Annotated in this window: 14 protein-coding genes; all 14 read left to right on the top strand. The window is 44.3% G+C overall.

Annotation, left to right across the window (positions count from 1 at the left end; genetic code table 11):
• Positions 1–72: 72 nt before the first annotated feature.
• The 14 genes from rfbC (at position 73) to AB5Y54_RS10060 (ending at position 17,497) form a co-directional block, all read left to right on the top strand.
• Positions 73–612, top strand: coding sequence for a dTDP-4-dehydrorhamnose 3,5-epimerase (rfbC, locus tag AB5Y54_RS10125; RefSeq protein WP_109112239.1), 540 nt, complete (start codon positions 73–75; stop codon positions 610–612).
• Positions 613–687: 75 nt separating this feature from the next.
• The gene (locus tag AB5Y54_RS10120; protein WP_368153672.1) at positions 688–1,854 is read left to right on the top strand and encodes a nucleotide sugar dehydrogenase; all 1,167 of its coding nucleotides are present in this window, start codon (positions 688–690) and stop codon (positions 1,852–1,854) included.
• Between the two features lie 694 nt (positions 1,855–2,548).
• Positions 2,549–3,658 carry an LPS O-antigen chain length determinant protein WzzB gene (locus tag AB5Y54_RS10115; protein WP_337971543.1) on the top strand — a complete coding sequence of 370 codons (1,110 nt, stop codon included), beginning with the start codon at positions 2,549–2,551 and terminating at the stop codon, positions 3,656–3,658.
• A gap of 785 nt (positions 3,659–4,443) precedes the next feature.
• The gene (locus AB5Y54_RS10110; RefSeq protein WP_319882822.1) at positions 4,444–5,460 is read left to right on the top strand and encodes an exopolysaccharide biosynthesis polyprenyl glycosylphosphotransferase; all 1,017 of its coding nucleotides are present in this window, start codon (positions 4,444–4,446) and stop codon (positions 5,458–5,460) included.
• Between the two features lie 2 nt (positions 5,461–5,462).
• Positions 5,463–6,275, top strand: coding sequence for a glycosyltransferase (locus tag AB5Y54_RS10105; protein ID WP_368153670.1), 813 nt, complete (start codon positions 5,463–5,465; stop codon positions 6,273–6,275).
• Entirely contained in the window at positions 6,241–7,242 is a 1,002-nt protein-coding gene (locus AB5Y54_RS10100) for a glycosyltransferase (RefSeq protein WP_368153613.1), read from the top strand. The genes AB5Y54_RS10105 and AB5Y54_RS10100 overlap by 35 nt, the downstream gene beginning before the upstream one ends.
• A complete protein-coding gene (locus AB5Y54_RS10095; RefSeq protein WP_368153610.1) occupies positions 7,235–8,647 on the top strand; it encodes a lipopolysaccharide biosynthesis protein in 1,413 nt (470 codons plus the stop codon). Before AB5Y54_RS10100 ends, AB5Y54_RS10095 begins: the two co-directional genes overlap by 8 nt.
• An 8-nt stretch (positions 8,648–8,655) precedes the next feature.
• Positions 8,656–9,741 carry a glycosyltransferase gene (locus tag AB5Y54_RS10090; protein ID WP_368153607.1) on the top strand — a complete coding sequence of 362 codons (1,086 nt, stop codon included), beginning with the start codon at positions 8,656–8,658 and terminating at the stop codon, positions 9,739–9,741.
• The gene (locus tag AB5Y54_RS10085; RefSeq protein ID WP_319882818.1) at positions 9,738–10,868 is read left to right on the top strand and encodes a hypothetical protein; all 1,131 of its coding nucleotides are present in this window, start codon (positions 9,738–9,740) and stop codon (positions 10,866–10,868) included. The genes AB5Y54_RS10090 and AB5Y54_RS10085 overlap by 4 nt, the downstream gene beginning before the upstream one ends.
• 2 nt (positions 10,869–10,870) lie before the next feature.
• Complete coding sequence (locus AB5Y54_RS10080; protein ID WP_368153604.1) at positions 10,871–12,049, top strand: hypothetical protein; 1,179 nt, start codon at positions 10,871–10,873, stop codon at positions 12,047–12,049.
• Positions 12,050–12,159: 110 nt separating this feature from the next.
• Positions 12,160–13,326, top strand: coding sequence for a nucleotide sugar dehydrogenase (locus tag AB5Y54_RS10075; protein ID WP_368153602.1), 1,167 nt, complete (start codon positions 12,160–12,162; stop codon positions 13,324–13,326).
• 330 nt (positions 13,327–13,656) lie between these two features.
• Positions 13,657–14,772, top strand: a complete 1,116-nt coding sequence (locus AB5Y54_RS10070) for a polysaccharide export protein (protein ID WP_103859176.1) — start codon at positions 13,657–13,659, stop codon at positions 14,770–14,772.
• A 63-nt stretch (positions 14,773–14,835) separates the two neighbouring features.
• Entirely contained in the window at positions 14,836–15,264 is a 429-nt protein-coding gene (locus tag AB5Y54_RS10065) for a protein-tyrosine-phosphatase (RefSeq protein ID WP_043156573.1), read from the top strand.
• 55 nt (positions 15,265–15,319) lie between these two features.
• Positions 15,320–17,497 (top strand): polysaccharide biosynthesis tyrosine autokinase, encoded by a 2,178-nt coding sequence (locus AB5Y54_RS10060; RefSeq protein WP_368153598.1) that lies wholly within the window; start codon positions 15,320–15,322, stop codon positions 17,495–17,497.
• Positions 17,498–17,524 lie beyond the last annotated feature (27 nt).

The raw sequence follows: 17,524 nt of genomic DNA, 5'->3' as shown, positions 1-17,524 counted from the left end.
TGAATGAGGCATGTGATAGCTCTCCTCCATTTGCTACAACGCAACCTCCTGATTCAACATCTGAAAAGGCTTATGAAATACCAATCTCTTGCGATTCCAGACGTCAAATTGTTGCTGCCTACTCGTCGTACGGATGAGCGTGGTTTCTTCATGGAGACCCTGCGCCAGAATGAGTTTGAACGCCAATGTGGCCCATACACCCTGGTGCAGGATAATCACACTCGCTCCTGGCAAGGCACGCTACGTGGGTTACATCACCAAGTGGATAAGCCACAAGGAAAATTGGTGAGGGTTGTTCGGGGCTGTATCTTTGATGTGGCGGTGGACGTGCGCCCTGACTCACCGTCATATGGTCAATGGGTTGGCCAAATTCTGTCAGAAGAGAATGACCACCAGATGTGGATTCCGCCTGGTTTTGCTCACGGTTTCTATGTATTGAGTGACGTGGCTGACCTGCTTTATCGGTGCAGTGACTATTACTACCCTGCGGGAGAAAGGGCCCTGCGCTGGAATTCCCCCCATCTGGCTATCGATTGGCCTCTGCTGAATGAAGTGCCATTGCGCTTGTCCGAAAAGGATGCCAATGCTCCCTGCTTCTACCCCCGGGATTAGTGTAAGTCCGTGTTTTTGTGGCACAATTGCTGACTAGAATCAGACCCTTAATTTAATTAATCAGGTAGTCCCATGGTGAAAATTGCCGTAGCGGGAACCGGCTATGTCGGTCTGTCCAATGCCGTGCTGCTTGCCCAGCACAACGAAGTGGTTGCTCTCGATCTGGTGGCTGAAAAAGTTGAGCTTATCAATCAAGGCAAATCGCCCATCGCAGACAGTGAACTTGAGCACTATCTTGCCCATAAGGCCCTTAACCTGACAGCGACGTTGGATAAGCACCAAGCTTATCAAGGCGCGGATTTTGTCATCATTGCGACACCGACCGACTACGATGCGGATACCCACTATTTCAACACCCATTCTGTTGAGACGGTGATCCGGGATGTGATGATCATCAACCCGACTGCCGTCATGGTGATCAAATCCACAGTCCCTGTGGGTTATACCAAGACGATAAGGGACAAGCTGGGCTGCAATAATGTCATCTTTTCACCCGAATTCTTGAGAGAGGGAAGGGCGCTTTATGACAATCTGCATCCCTCGCGCATCATCGTAGGGGAACGTTCCGAGCGTGCCGAGCGTTTCGCCGTCCTTTTGCAGGAAGGGGCCATCAGGCAGGATGTGCCGCTGTTGTTGACCGACAGCACGGAGGCGGAGGCGATCAAGTTGTTTGCCAATACCTATCTCGCCATGCGGGTTGCTTATTTCAACGAGCTGGATACCTACGCGCAGACCCATGGTCTCGACAGCCGCCAGATTATTGAAGGTGTGGGGCTGGATCCACGTATTGGCTGCCACTACAACAACCCCTCTTTCGGGTATGGTGGCTATTGTCTACCCAAGGACACCAAGCAATTGTTGGCCAACTATGATGATGTGCCAAACAATCTGGTGCGGGCTATCGTAGATGCAAACACTACCCGTAAGGACTTCATTGCTGATTCCATCATTCGTCGCGATCCCAGGGTGGTCGGTGTCTATCGACTGATCATGAAGTCGGGCTCAGACAATTTCAGAGCCTCGGCCATTCAGGGGGTAATGAAGCGGATCAAGGCCAAAGGAATAGAGGTGGTGGTGTTTGAACCTGCGCTCAAGGAACAGACCTTCTTCAACTCCCGGGTGATGGCCGATCTGGAAGCGTTCAAACAACTCTCCGATGTGATCCTCTCCAATCGTATGGCCAGTGAATTGAACGATGTGGCTGACAAGGTGTATACCCGTGATCTATTTGGCTGCGACTAGCCAGAACGCTGGTGTTCCCTCATGCAAGGGTGGGGGATTATGTCACCGCCTTGCACAAGTAGGCAGTGATCATCATCACTAACGTCGTCAAGCGTCCACTCGTGACATGCCAGTCTGCCGTTGGTGATCAAGTGACATTGGCAATCGCAGCGATGGGAAGATTCAACGCCATGATCCTGTCCCGATAATGCTCCTGGCACAGTGTCATGCAGGTGATGTTATCGCGCGTGCAGGCATGGCTCGGCTATTCGATGAATCTTGCGATGTGGCGTCATCCAATCAAGCATCTGAACCGGCAAAATGCTTGTTCAAGACAACCCGCGAGTCTGTGCTCGCTGTCTTGGCCACATTGCTAGAAGTACACAACAATGGTGTCATTTTGTGTGTCGATGACCTTCTGCCTGCAGTCTCGTCTTGGCAATCAGGAGGGATTTGGTGCCACGGAGTGGCATATCCTCGTGATCGCGAAGCCAGCGACAAGCCTGCCAACGAAGCTGATGCTGCATGATAATAGGTTTGATTCCTCAGCCATGGTTGGGGATGCCATCGGCTATCAACCAAGGCTGGCAGCCAGCGGATGTGAAAACCGGCCGCGATGGATATCGTGGCAAGAATGTTCAGCCTGACCAGGCTTGCAGACCCTCTTTTGCCGTGGGCTTGCCTACCCAGTTTCCAATCAGAGAAGTGTAACAATATGAGTAATCAAGAACCGACCCTGACTCCTTCCAACGCAGACTTCCCTCAAGGCTGGGTTTCGTCCCGTCCTAGCCACTACATCGATGTGAGAGCACTGCTACTGGAGCTTTGGCGCAGCAAACTGCAGGTTCTCTGCGTGGCTGGTCTGTTTGCCGTGGCAGGTATTGCTTATGCGCTGTTGGCTCCTCAGGTGTGGATCAGCCAGGCAGAGATCAAGAAACCTACGCTCAAGGAAGTCGAATCCCTGGAACTCAACATCAATCAGCTCATGAATGCGCTGGTGCCGGCAAACGCCTTTTCTTCTTTTGAAAAGAAGGCTATCTATGATGATTTTGTTAATAATTTCAACAGCTTCAATAACAAACGCCAATTCCTGATGGCGCAAGGCTATCTGGATGCGGAAGCGACGAAGAACGATATAACGGATGAAAGGGGTAAGCGCCTGCTGCTCAAGAAGCTGACCGAAGGGATTGATGCCCGAAGCCCAGACAAGCTGAGCGAGGAAGTTACCCTCTCCTTTGCGGCAGAGTCTGCAGACGAAGCAAAGTCCCGTCTGGAGAAGTACATTGCCTTTATCCAGCAACAAGAGATAAATGCCAAGGGCAAGGAGCTAAATACCATCTGGCAGAACCGGATTAAAACCCTGCAGAGCCAGTATGAAAGCGCCCGGGCAGATACCCTCAAACAGTTGCAAGATGACATTCTGAGGACGGAATACAGCTTGCGTATCAGCCAGGCTGCCGGCATCGAGACCCCGGTGCAAAATCTGCAAAATCAAGACAGCTTTGCCATCGATCTGGGGGCCAGAGCGTTGGCAGAGAAACTCAAGGTACTCAAGGAGATCAAAAATCCTGAGTTCATGAACCCCAATATCAGTGACCTGCGTTTGCAGTTGAGCAGTCTGCAGGCCATCAAGCTGGAAGCGCTACCCTTCCAGTCCTTTGCATACCAGGCATCTCCGAGCGAGCCTTTGTCTCGTGACAAGCCCAAGCGTCCTCTGGTGGTCGTGTTGGCCACGTTACTTGGCGGAATGCTGGGGGTGGGCATCGTAGTAATACGGTACGCAATAAAAGGTCAAAAAGCATCCACTAATAGGATGTATTCATGACTCAAGGAGGCCCAGGCCTCCTTTTTTAATGTCTGTGGCAGGGATAGCCCCCATTTCGAGGGAGAAAAATCAGCACAAAATGAGTGGGAAGATATAGAAGAGAGCCATGGATGTCTTTTGAGGCCCATAATTGAGTGGTATTTCTATGTCAATGAATTTGTTGTGATCCCTCCTGATATGGGGGGTAAAAGTTTATTCGGCAATGCTAATTGGTTGTTTTTTGGTCGATCAAAAACTGATTAGACCAGATTGGCTACCCTTTTGAGCAAACCATAGGTAGAATCACGCCCGCCGATTCAAAATTAATCTTGTATCTTCTTGCGCTTAATAGGCTCAACATGATCATGGTTATAACCATAAAGTAAGCATAACGAGCGTCTCGCTGTCTTGTTTGCAAAGGTGTGCAGGATCAGAACGGTCATAAATCTTTGGCAAACTAAACAATATATAGACTGCGAGCGAACTGGGAGCTGTAACTCAGGGGCGGTAGCTAACTTTTTTCAATGCTCTGCGCCATCCTTTAATGACAATATTGTTTTTATAGCCGACTAGTCTGGCACTTGAGCGGCGGTAGATTGTCAGAGCCGCTTTAGGTTAGGCACCTGTTTGACACATATATTTGAATGAATGCACAAAAAATGTGTTTTTGCAATACATTATTATCATTCAGATACTTAGATCACGTGCAATAACGAAATAACTGCTCACATGAGGTTGCTTGGTAGGCATACACAATAATTAAAATATTTGCCTTCCGGAATATTAAAATTAGAGAGTAAAGGGAAATGGATAATAAAATCAACAGCAGTGCTGCATTATGGAACGCAGCGAATGAAAAATTGACAGAGAAGATTCACTCACAAGATATTGGTCATCTCATACGTGAGCTGAAGCGAGTTCACATGAAAAGTGATGAGCTTTATGTGTATTGTAGTGATAGTGACAAGGCTCTTATTGAGCGTGTGTTAGTCGATTATCCGTTCACGTTGCATTTCAATGTGACGGACATGTCCCAGCTAAAAGGCAAAACCCTTGTGCATTACAAGAGTGGTGACCTCCCCGATGAACTGGCCGCAATGCTGGTGTTGGCCACCAAATATGGTGCTTACGTTGAGCCGTTGGTCAGTTATCTGGACCGTCGTTTCGGCCGCACTGAAGTGGAGTTGCTGCACAGCGGCTACTTCCTGCACATGAAATCTTTCTCCATCCTCTCCCGTCCATCCAATCGCATTGTCAAGCGTGCGCTGGATCTGGTCTCTGCCATTACGCTCAGTCTGGTTGCCATCCCCATCGGTCTGTTGGCTGCACTGGCCATCAAACTAGAATCACCAGGCCCCATCTTTTATCGTCAAGCCCGGGTTGGCCAGTTCAACCAGGAATTCGACGTCATCAAATTCCGCTCTATGCGAAACGATGCCGAAAAAAATGGCGCTCAATGGGCAAGCAAGAATGACGCCCGAGTCACTCGTGTTGGCCGCTTCATTCGCAAGACCCGTATTGATGAATTGCCACAACTGATCAACGTCTTTAAAAGTGAAATGTCACTAGTTGGTCCGAGACCAGAAAGGGAAGTGTTTATCAAAGAGTTGGAAACGGTCATTCCATATTATCGTTTCCGCCATGCGGTCAAGCCCGGCATTACCGGTCTGGCCCAGGTCAAATACCCCTACGGCGCATCTATTGAAGATGCCGTGTGGAAGCATAAATACGATATCTTCTATATCAAGCATCAAAGCCTGATGTTGGATATCAAGATCCTGCTGTTGACTGTCAAGACTGTGCTGTTTGGGATGGGGCGGTGAAAATGAAATTCTCAGTGTTAATGTCTCTTTATTTTAAGGAGAAGGCAGAGTATTTAGAACTTTGCCTTAACAGCTTATATGAACAAACGGTAACTCCTGATGATATAGTTATTGTGTTTGATGGTCCTGTTGGGGAATGTTTGGAGCTAGTCATTAGTAAATGGCAAGAAAAACTACCAATTAATATTGTTAGATTGGCTGAGAATGTGGGGCTTGGCAAGGCACTTAATATTGGTATTCAGCACTGTAAACATAATCTAATTGCTAGAATGGATACAGATGATATATGTGAAAAATATAGATTTAAAATACAGTTAGATAGATTTTTTGAGAATAAGAATTTATCGCTTCTTGGGGGATATGTGACAGAGTTTGATGGTGAAACTACAGCATCTAAAAAAGTTCCATTAGACTTTTACACAATCAAGAAAGTTGCGTTGTACAGAAATCCATTTAATCATATGAGCGTAATGTTTAAACGTGACATGATTGAAGCTGTAGGCGGTTATAGAGACCATCATTTCATGGAGGATTATAACCTATGGATAAGGTTAATAGCAAAAGACTATATTTGTGAGAATCTTGACATTTCTTTAGTGAAAGCTCGAGTTGGTCAAGATATGGTTAAGAGGCGCCTTGGTTTAAGGTATGTCAGAAGTGAATTTTTATTAATGCGGCATAAAATTAAGTATTTGAATCAACCAGCATTTAATGCATTTAATGTGTGCTTCGTGCGTAGTATAGCTAGACTGCTGCCGCCATATTTTGTTGGCAAAATATATGATTACCTTCGAGGCGGTCGCACTTATGCATGATTTTTTAGTTAGTATTATTGTTCCTGTATATAATGTTGAAGATTTTCTTGAAGAAACGATTGTAAGTATATTGAATCAATCATATAAAAACTATGAAGTTATATTTGTCAACGATGGATCTACAGATAATAGTGCTGATATTATAAACAGGTATATGTCTAGCTTTAAATCTGTAAAGTTAATAAACCAAGAAAATAGTGGTGTTTCAATTGCAAGGAATGTAGGAATAGATGCATCATCTGGGGAATACATATATTTTTTTGATAGTGATGACTTGCTTGATCCAACGGCGTTAGAATCTTGTGTTAGTCTAATGAGTAAAAAAAATCTAGATATGTTATTTTTTGAGGCTGCAGTATTATATCAGGTAAGTCAGAATAGTGTTAAAGGGGATTTCCTGTACGAAAGACCTGTTACTAGAGACGTTGTTACAGGCTTAGAGTTCTTTAAACGTTCAATAACCGAGAGGAAGTATATAGTATCACCATGCTGTTATATTGCTCGTAGGGAAGTATATGAGAATTTACGTTTTTTACCAGATACTCTCCATGAGGATAATTTGTTTACAACTTTAGCCTTAATTAAGGAAGCACAGCGTGTCTTTAGTGTAAAAGATGCTTTCTTTATTAGGAGATTAAGGCCTGGTTCGATAATGACAAAAGATAAGACGATTGAACATATGAATGGCTATATGACATGCTATCTTGAATTGCTGAAAGAATTAAATGCTGATGCTATATCTGGTGGGAAGAAAGAATTCTCCTATTATATTCAGGATTTGCTGGGAGGAGCTGTTAATACAGCGTCACTGATATATCCATCATTTATTCCTTTTTCTCTTAGAATGCGTTTTATTCGCGATTCATTTAGATTGCCATGTCATCTCAAAAGGATCAAAATAACATTGATCTCATTCTTTCCTGAGATGTTGACCATAAAGAGACGTATGCGAAATAAATATGATTGAATTATCTTCGATAAAATGGGTCGGGTTGTCGCAATCTATAAAAGTTATTACTCAAGTTGCTAGCTTGATTATCTTGACTAAATATATATCAGTCAGTGAATATGGTATTATGGCTATTGCAACAGCAATAACGAACTTTGCTCTTGTGATCAGGGATATAGGAATATCCTCTGCAATCATTCAGAAAAAGAACATCAATGAAGAGCTAAATAATACTCTTTTTGTAGTTAGCTTAAGTGTTGGTACTGGGTGCTTTATTTTTGTGTCATTGCTTTCACCTATAATTTCTTATGTTTATGAAGTAAAAGAGATTATCTATGTCCTTATTGCCCTAGCGTTAAGTTTTCCAATTGCTAGCATTACCTGTGTACAGCAAGCTCTGCTAGAAAGAGAGTCTAAATTCGAGTTAGTAGCAAAGATAGAAGTTTTTTCATATGTGATTAGTTTTTTTATTGCTTTAATACTTGCAGTAAATAATGTGGGTGTGTATAGCCTTGTCGCTCAAGTGGTTTCTATATCACTGATTTCATCAATTCTATTAATATTTATTAGCCCATGGAAACCATCCATTAGTTTTTCATATTCTCATTTTAAAGAGGTCGTTTCATTTACTGGTAATGTTACTGCCTTTAATATTGTAAATTATATATCCAGAAATTTTGATAATTTAATCGTTGGGAAGTGCTTTTCACCAACAACATTGGGTGAATATAGCCTTGCATATAGGTTAATGCTTTTTCCGTTACAAAGTCTTTCTGTGATATTTACGAGGACATTGTTTCCTAAAATGAGCAGAAATCAAGGTGATATTAATGAATGTCAAAGATTATTTTTTGATGTTGTATTTATTATCTCTGCAATAACTGCACCCATGATGATGGGATTGTTTATTTTAAAAGATGAAGTCGTTTATTATTTTTTTGGTGAGTCTTGGATGGCTGTATCACCGTTGTTAATATGGCTTGCCCCCATCGGCTATTTGCAGTCTGTTGTAACAACAACAGGTGTTGCTTTTATGGCATTAGGGTATGCAAGAAAAATGCGTCAAATGGGAATTGTTGGGGCTTTATTGTTTTTGACATCGTTTCTGATTGGTGCAAATTTTTCGGTTTCCACTTTTGTTATGTGTTATTTCATTGCTAATGTCATTAATTTTGTTTTTGTATTTTATTTTTTGCTGGATATACTAAAGTCTAATTTTAAGCAGCTGTTTTGCACGATTTTTCCATCGATAATTTCATCACTCTTTATGGGGGGGGGGATCGCTGTAATAAAAACCTATTATCCGGTATTACATTCAATGATTGAGCTTTTTGGAGTTGTAATCCTAGGGGCTTCTGCGTACTTTATTGTATTTATGACTTTATTTAGAAGCAGAGTCATGTATTATCGTAAAAGGTTGTGAGGTTAATTTTGAAAATATTATCATATCACGGATACAAATCTACTGGGGTTGGTGGCGTTGAAGTCTTAATAAGACAGTTTCACCGAATATTTAAAAAGCATGATTTTATTGAGGTTTATAGCGACGTTTATGGTGAAGCTCATCGTAGTGATGAATACGAGAACAAGAGATTTTTGTTAAATGACGGTTCTGTTAAGTTCTTTTCGAAGATAGCAAGAAAGATTAATCTTTTTCTATATCTCATGAAAATGAGACCTGATGTGATAATAGTATACTCACCTGCTGCACTATTATCTGTTCCATTTCTGTTTAGAAAAATAAAAGCAATTGTTGTACAAACAAACAGTTTTGACAGAGTCTTTGCATCACCAGCCGCAAGACTCGGGATGCTATTATTTAAACGTAAAATATATGCATATACTGTGTACACAGAGAGTGATAAGAGCAATCTTATAGACTTGTATCATGATATATCTGAACAGATAAATATCATCCCGAGAGGGTGCCGTCTCGATACTATCTGTAGAAAGAAAACTGATAACATAGTAACTGAAAGAAAAAAACTGGTTACTATAGCAAGAATAGAAGAAAAGCAGAAAAATTTTTCCACTATGATATCTATAGTTGAAGAGTTGGGTGATAATTACTCGTTAGATATATATGGAGATGGTGAAATCATTGAAGTATTACAGCTGAAGGAACGAATAAAAAATTCAACGCGTATTAGATACTTAGGTGCTGCTACTGACGTAAAGAAAATACTTTCTGAGTATGCTGTGTTCCTTATAACGTCAACATTTGAAGGTTTTGGCCAGACCTTGATTGAAGCTCGCTCACAAGGGTTACCAATAGTTGGTTTTGACACATACCCCTCATTTAGATGGATAGTTGATGATGGTGTAAATGGATATGCAGTAAAATATGGTGATAATAGTTCATTTATCTCAGCAATCAAGAGAATTACTGATAATGAAACAACATACAGTATGTTCTCACAGGCTGCACTAAGAAAAGCAAAAGAAACCGAAATGAGTTATGTCGATGACTTATGGTTAGCACTTATTGAAAAAATAAATGAAGGGAAGTGTTCATGAGTTTTGATATTTATAGTGACATAGATTATTCTGGTTATCAACATGTCAATCAAATGCTTTTCAATGAATTGAGCGGTAGGGGCTTGAATGCCAAGTTTTACCATAGATTCTATATGAATATGCCGTCTATTAAAATTTTCAAAAGATGGTTTTCATATCGGAGGGCGGCAGAGCGAAAGGTGAATAATAACTGCGTGGTATCTCTGAGAAATGATTTGCCAAATGTTATTAAGATAAATAATTTCCCATCTTTAAACATGGCAATGGATTTATTAAATTCATTTTATGTAACTTATCAAGTTGAGGGTGGGCTAAGTGAGCGATCTGCTATAACATTTACTCCATCAATGGCACTTAAGTATCATTTCGAGAAATACAGAAAGTTAATTTATTATTGTGTTCATGACTCACTCCAACAATCTTATCATGGAAGGCATAGAGAATATGAAATAGAGCTATCAAAAAAAGCTGACTTTGTATTCTGTGATAATGAAATCGTTATTTCTAGATTAGCTGCTGATGCTAACTATACTGGAAAAATTGTTAATATATCTGACTACGATACTTTAAGTATACTTAACGAAGTGGAGTGCGGGTGCCGTTTTTTTATTGTTCCACCTCCTGTTCCTGACGTTTTTTATTCCGCAACCGTAAATACAAATAGTCAATTTAAGTATGATTTTGTCTATTTCGGTAGCATTCATGAGAATATTGATGATGAGATTATTTATTCTCTAGCTGATGATGAACTCAGAATTCTTATGATAACCAATCAAAGGTTAAAATATGAGCATAAAAATATACATTACACTCAAGCAACAGCAGATATGAATCATCTTGTTACATTGATAGCTTCAGGTGAATTTATTATACTGCCATATAAAAACACTCGCTTTATGGAGACAGTAAGTCCTGCCAAAATATACCAGTCAATTGCGACAGGAAAGCGAGTATTTACAACCAATAAAAGCATATCTTGTAAATATCGAATTGATTATATAAGTGTTGAAGACCAAAAGAATGTGTTGATGCCACTCGAATTTCATTCTGATTCGTTTTTTGATATCTCTAAATATAAAGCCTCAATGCTTTTGGATAAAATCATACATATAATTAGCGTAGATTAAACATGGACTATTTAATAGTTTCTTTTGGTATTTTATCATTTTTATTTATGATGGTATTTGTTTTTAAAAATGATATCGGCTTATCAGCCTTAACTAGCTCTTTTCTCTCTAGTATGACAGTACTGGGATCGCTAAATATTAATGTTGTGCTTATTTTTTTATCTTTCATTATTTTGTTTCTTTCCGGGCGGTTGGTTTTAAATGAAAGGAAAATAATATTTTTTTATCTCTTTGCAATTTTAATTATGGTATTCACTTTACTGTCTAGTATGAATAATGCCACAATGTGGCAAGCGCTCGGAAAGTGGCTTAAAGTTATTCTTGTTTTTTTTCCATTTATTTTTAATCTAAATCTAGAACGTTGCAGATTTAATGTTAGGGATGTAGCTGTATCATTTATTACATCTTCATTAATTTTGGGTTTTTTTTATTTTTTCCTTATCGGTTCCGCAAGTGGGTTATATGGAATTCCACGATTTAGTGGTTATTTTTATGATGCAAATTATTTTGCTCTTGTGTGCGTCGTAATTTTATGGTTTTTATTCTTCGAAAAAGTTCTAAAGGCACGAAGCTATCTATTTGTTACGAGCTTTGTGGTTTTCATGATTTTTTTATCTCAGTCATTTACGGCGGTGACATCAATGTGTATGTTGATGTTATATCTGAAAGTAAAGAATGGAAATATTAATTACTTTAGGTGTTACCATACTAAATTAAATTATACTTACCTGATTCTTGCTTTTTTCTATCCAACATTTTTATTTATAACATATCATACTTTAGATATTCAGCTGCTACCAGATTATGAAACAAATATGGTTTCATTTAAAATAAACTCACTATTAATGAGAATAAAGGCACAAATATCTATATTTGATATTTTTAGTCATGATTACACTTATTTTTTGGCAGGTTATGGGTCTGGTAATTCAGTAGCTCTTTTTGGTAGGGTTTTGCACAACGCATATTTGCAAATGTTATTCGATAATGGGGTGTTCTTTTTTGTTACAATAGTATTGCTTGTCTCATTCTATATCAATTTAGTAGGGTTAACGTTCCCGATGGTTCTTTTTTTAGCTTGTACGAATTACTTATTTGATAATATATTTATGTATCTTATGTCATTCGTTATTTTATTGCATGTTTATTGTGCAAGAAGATTGGCTTTAAGAGAAGTATGACAGGGGTATTTAAAGGCTATGTACAATAGTTTCATTTTAATCGTGCGACTTTGTAGTGACTCATAATCTTTTTTACCAATTTCTACTTATGGTAATACGTGGGGTTTATTGTGAAAATTGCTATAGCTGGCACGGGATATGTCGGTTTATCAAATGCTGTTTTACTTGCGCAACACCATGAAGTGGTGGCCGTCGATGTGATTGCCAACAAGGTTGAGCTGATCAATCAGCGCCGCTCCCCTATCGTAGATAAAGAGATTGAAAGCTATCTTGCCAGCCAAGATCTGAATCTGCGTGCCACCCTTAATAAAGAAGAGGCTTATCAAGGGGCAGACTTCGTTATTATTGCAACGCCAACAGATTATGATCCCGAAACCAACTACTTCAATACCAGCACGGTGGAGTCTGTGGTGAAGGATGTGATGGCTATTAATTCCGATGCAGTGATGGTGATAAAATCCACCATTCCGGTCGGTTTTACTGCTAGGCTGCGTGAAGAGTTGGGATGTGACAATCTTATTTTCTCACCAGAGTTTTTGCGTGAAGGTCGCGCCCTTTACGACAACCTGCACCCGTCTCGCATTGTGGTAGGTGAACGGTCCGAGCGGGCTCACGTGTTCGCTAATTTGCTATTGGAAGGGGCGATCAAGAAAGATGTGCCTGTGTTGTTTACCGACAGCACAGAAGCCGAGGCGATCAAGCTGTTTGCCAATACCTATCTGGCCATGCGAGTGGCATTTTTCAACGAGCTCGATACCTATGCCCAACTGCACGGGCTGGACAGTCGGCAGGTGATTGATGGCATCGGCCTCGACCCACGTATTGGCAGCCATTACAACAACCCCTCCTTTGGTTATGGTGGCTATTGCCTGCCAAAAGACACCAAGCAGTTGTTGGCGAACTACAACAATGTTCCCAATAACCTGATCCGTGCCATTGTGGACTCCAATACCACACGCAAGGATTTCATTGCCGATTCGGTGATCCGTAAAAATCCATCCCGTGTCGGTGTTTATCGACTGGTGATGAAAGCGGGGTCGGACAATTTCCGTGCGTCTGCCATTCAAGGGGTCATGAAACGGATCAAGGCCAAAGGCATTGAACTGGTGGTCTATGAACCTAGTCTGACAGAATCCGAATTCTTCCATTCCCGGGTAATGACTGATCTTGCCGAATTTAAAGCAAGCTGCGATGTGATTCTGGCAAACCGCATGGTCGATGAGCTGAGTGATGTCATGGACAAGGTATATACCCGCGATCTGTTTGGTAGTGATTAATCCCTGACACAGGCTGCCCTTTGGGGCAGTCTGTCATGGCGCGTTTATCAAGCATCATCCGTCGCTCATATCGGATCGTCCATCATGTTTTCATCATGGGACCCTGCCACTGAACCTGGCAGGGTCATGACCCGATATAGGAAGCGATTGGGTTGGGGGTTGTTGATGGGCATGTTATGCATGTGGTTACTTCGTGCTTGATGCCTTGTGTCTTCAGACGATCTATCCGTTTTTCTTGGTAAATATTCCTCATGATTTTCCCTGAACTCCGCTATCATACTGCGTTTTTTTCCAGTCAGTTTTTGATGGCAAGCTAAATAAGGTGTGGAAGTGAAAAGGATTCAGCTCATCCCTCTGTTGTCGGCCGTGGCTCTGCTCAGTGCATGTACTGTGGTGCCGGGTACCAATCTTTCAACCAGCGGCAAGACCGAGGTGGCTACCGGAACGGTTGATGTTGATCAACTGGCCGATGTCTACCCGGTGACGCCAGCACTGGTCAGCGAGTTACGCAAGGCGCCTGTGGTGGGCAAGGCCAACCCTGAGCTCAATCGCCAGATCAGCAGTTATGAGTACCGTATCGGGGTTGGCGACATCCTCAATGTGACGGTGTGGGATCACCCGGAGTTGACCATTCCTGCTGGCTCCTACCGCAGCGCGAGCGAGGCGGGTAACTGGGTACATGCGGATGGCTCCATCTTCTACCCCTATATCGGCAAGGTCGCCGTGGTGGGAAAAACGGTATCTGAAATCCGTGTGGATATTGCCAAGCGGTTGGCTCAGTTTATTGAAAGCCCACAGGTCGATGTCAGCATTGCCGCTTTCCGCTCCCAGAAGGTCTACATCTCCGGCGAAGTAGCCAAACCTGGCGCGCAGCCCATCACCAATGTGCCGATGACGCTGCTCGATGCCTTCAATCTGGCCGGGGGCTTGAGCCCGACGGCAGATTGGCACCATGTGGTCCTGACTCGCCAGGGCAAGGAATACCCGCTGTCGCTGCAGGATCTCTTGCAGTATGGCGACCTCTCTCACAACCAGCTGATGCGCGATGGCGACATGCTCTATGTGCCGCGCAATGATGCCCAGAAAGTGTTTGTCATGGGGGAAGTCAACAAGGCTTCAACCTTGACCATTGGTCGTGAGGGAATGAGCCTGACGGAAGCCCTGAGCAGTGCCGAGGGGTTGAACCAGAATGCTGCCAATGCCACAGGGATTTTCGTATTGCGCCCGGCAGGCAAGTCACAGCAGAAAGCCGCCATCTATCAACTTGATTTGAGTGACGCCACTGCGCTGGTGATGGGGACGGAGTTTGCGTTGCAACCCTATGACGTTGTGTATGTGACAACCGCACCTGTGACGCGCTGGAACCGCGTGTTGAGTCAGTTGGTTCCCTCCATCAATGGCTTTAACGAGTTGACGGAAGGTATGTTGCGGGTTCGCAACTGGTAACGCTCAATGGATATTGACTCGGGGCCCTTGGCATCGAGTTGAAGATGAAAGAGTGACAGTAATATGTTTGAGAAAATTCTCGTCGTGTGTGTGGGCAATATATGTCGTTCCCCGACGGGTGAGCGTCTGCTGCGGGAGCGTTTGCCCGGCCGTGATATCCGTTCTGCCGGAGTGAGCGCCCTGGTCGACAAGCCTGCCGATCAGGTCGCTAGCGAAGTAGCCCAGCAACATGGGGTCTCGCTGGAAGGGCATGTTGCGCGTCAGCTTAACCGCGCGTTGTGCCAGGAGGCCGATCTCATCCTTGTCATGGAGAAAGGGCATATTTCCGCCGTGACCGCCATTGATCCTGGCGCCCGCGGCAAGACCATGCTCTTTGGCCACTGGCTGGGGGAGTGCGAGGTGCCAGATCCCTATCGCCTCAGCCGGGAAGCCTACGAGCACGTTTATCAGTTGCTGGTGCGTGGCGCCGATGGCTGGGTGAAAAAACTGTAACCACAGCCTGTGTCTGTGTTCGGGTTTATCTGACAATAAAAATGGACTCTGTGTAATGACGACTTCTTCTGTTTCGTCCCGGCAAAACAGTGCCGCGGTGGAGAACGATGAGATCGATCTGGGACGCCTGCTGGGCTACCTGATCGATGGCCGTTGGTGGATTGTGAGTATCACCGGCTTCTTTATGGTGATGGGTGTTGCTTACGCCTTGTTGGCAACACCTGTCTTCAAGGCCAATGCCCTGCTGCAAGTGGAGAAAAAGGCCAGCGGCACCGCTCTTCTCGGTGACATGGCCGATATGCTGGGTGGCGAACAGGCTGATGCCGCCGCCGAGATAGAACTCTTGACCTCGCGCATGGTGCTTGGCAGCACAGTGCAAGAGCTCCATCTTGATACCGTGGTGACCCCCGATTTCTTCCCACTGGTTGGGCGTGGTGTGTCTCGCCTGATGGGTCAGCCCTATCCCAAGATGGCGATTAGTCGTTTTGAGGTGGCACCCGAGCTGATTGGCACCCCCTTCACCTTGACCTTGACCGGAGAAAACCGTTTTACCCTGGAGGTGGAAGGTCGGGTGCTGGAAGGACAGGTGGGCAAGCTGCTGGAAAAAGAGGATGTGACCCTGCTTGTCGCAGACGTTGCCGCACAAGATGGCCAGGAATTTACCCTGGTCAAGCAGCCGTTGCTGGATGTGATTGGCGAGCTGCAGCGGGATCTTCAGGTCAGCGAGAAGGGCAAGAATACCGGGATCATCTCCCTGGCGCTGGAAGGCGAAGACAAGGGGCGCATTCGCGCTGTGCTCGATAACATCAGCCAGAACTATCTCCAGCAGAACGTGCTGCGCAAGACTGAAGAAGCCCAGAAGAGCCTGGATTTCCTGCAGACCCATCTGCCCCAGGTCAAAGATGACTTGAACCGTTCGGAAGAGCTGCTCAATACGTATCGTCAACAGAACGAGTCGGTTGATCTGTCGCTCGAAGCGAAAGCGGCACTGGACACCATGGTCGGGATTGAGAAACAGCTCAATGAGTTGACCTTCCGTGAAGCCGAGCTGCAACAGCTCTATACCCGTCAGCATCCGGCCTATATCGCCTTGATGGAGAAGCGCCAGACTCTGATCAACACCAAGAACAACATCAACAAGTCGATCAAGCGCTTGCCGAAAACCCAGCAGGACATCTTGCGATTGACCCGTGATGTGCAAGTGGGCCAGGAGATCTTCGTCCAACTGCTCAACAAGCAGCAAGAGCTCAATATCATGAAGGCGGGGACCATCGGCAATGTGCGTATCATCGATGATGCGGCAGTCGAAACCCGGGCTGTCAAGCCCAAGAAGCCGCTGATCGTGGTGCTGGCGACGCTGCTTGGAGGCATGTTGTCAGTGGGCCTTATCCTGGTGCGCGCTGCATTCCACCGCGGTGTCGAGAGCCCCGAACAGTTGGAAGAGATGGGGCTGTCCGTCTACGCCACTATTCCCTATTCAGAAGATCAGGCCAAGATAGAACAGCAACAGAAGAAAAAGCGGCGCCAGGCGATGCCACTCAATGAAGCCTTGCTGGCCGCCCGTAATCCGGCCGATCTGGCAATGGAGTCGCTGCGCAGTCTGCGTACCAGCCTGCATTTCGCCATGATGGAGGCCAAAAACAACATCGTAATGATCTCGGGCCCTGGTCCTGGTCTCGGTAAAACCTTCGTGTCGACCAACTTTGCTGCCACCTTGGCCATGGGTGGCAAGAAGGTACTGGTCATCGATGCGGACTTGCGCAAGGGCTATATGCAGAAAGTCATGGGGCAAGAGATGGGGGCTGGTTTGAGCGCCTATCTGGCGGGTCAAAGTGAGATGATGCAGGTGATCAGCAAGACTGGCTTTGATGGGCTCGATTTTGTCTGTCGTGGCGCAGTGCCACCTAACCCCTCAGAATTGCTGATGCATCCTCGCTTCAAAGCGCTGCTGGATTGGGCCGCAGAACATTACGACTTTGTCATCGTCGACTCCCCGCCGATCCTGGCGGTCACCGATGCGGCCATCGTCGGCCAGCATGTCGGGGCGTCTTTGTTGGTGGCTCGTTTTGCCAAGACGGCTGTGAAAGAGGTGGAAGTGGCGATTCGTCGCTTCGAGCAAAATGGTGTGGCTATCAAGGGTATTCTGCTCAACGCGGTAGAAAAGAAAGCCAGCAGTTATTACGGTAATTACGGATATTATCAATATAGCTATGGTGATAAAACCAAAGCCTGATCCGGCTGCAGATGATAGATAAGGGAT

Source organism: Aeromonas sp. s9, assembly GCF_040907765.1.
Classification (GTDB): Bacteria; Pseudomonadota; Gammaproteobacteria; order Enterobacterales; family Aeromonadaceae; genus Aeromonas; species Aeromonas caviae.
This window is presented reverse-complemented; position numbering and strand designations above follow the sequence as displayed.

Coding starts and splice junctions, on each gene's coding strand:
- AB5Y54_RS10095 (WP_368153610.1), top strand. CDS start 7,235: ATGATTGAATTATCTTCGATAAAATGGGTCGGGTTGTCGCAATCTATA.
- AB5Y54_RS10085 (WP_319882818.1), top strand. CDS start 9,738: ATGAGTTTTGATATTTATAGTGACATAGATTATTCTGGTTATCAACAT.
- AB5Y54_RS10065 (WP_043156573.1), top strand. CDS start 14,836: ATGTTTGAGAAAATTCTCGTCGTGTGTGTGGGCAATATATGTCGTTCC.
- AB5Y54_RS10100 (WP_368153613.1), top strand. CDS start 6,241: ATGATTACCTTCGAGGCGGTCGCACTTATGCATGATTTTTTAGTTAGT.
- AB5Y54_RS10080 (WP_368153604.1), top strand. CDS start 10,871: ATGGACTATTTAATAGTTTCTTTTGGTATTTTATCATTTTTATTTATG.
- AB5Y54_RS10110 (WP_319882822.1), top strand. CDS start 4,444: ATGGATAATAAAATCAACAGCAGTGCTGCATTATGGAACGCAGCGAAT.
- rfbC (WP_109112239.1), top strand. CDS start 73: ATGAAATACCAATCTCTTGCGATTCCAGACGTCAAATTGTTGCTGCCT.
- AB5Y54_RS10115 (WP_337971543.1), top strand. CDS start 2,549: ATGAGTAATCAAGAACCGACCCTGACTCCTTCCAACGCAGACTTCCCT.
- AB5Y54_RS10060 (WP_368153598.1), top strand. CDS start 15,320: ATGACGACTTCTTCTGTTTCGTCCCGGCAAAACAGTGCCGCGGTGGAG.
- AB5Y54_RS10105 (WP_368153670.1), top strand. CDS start 5,463: ATGAAATTCTCAGTGTTAATGTCTCTTTATTTTAAGGAGAAGGCAGAG.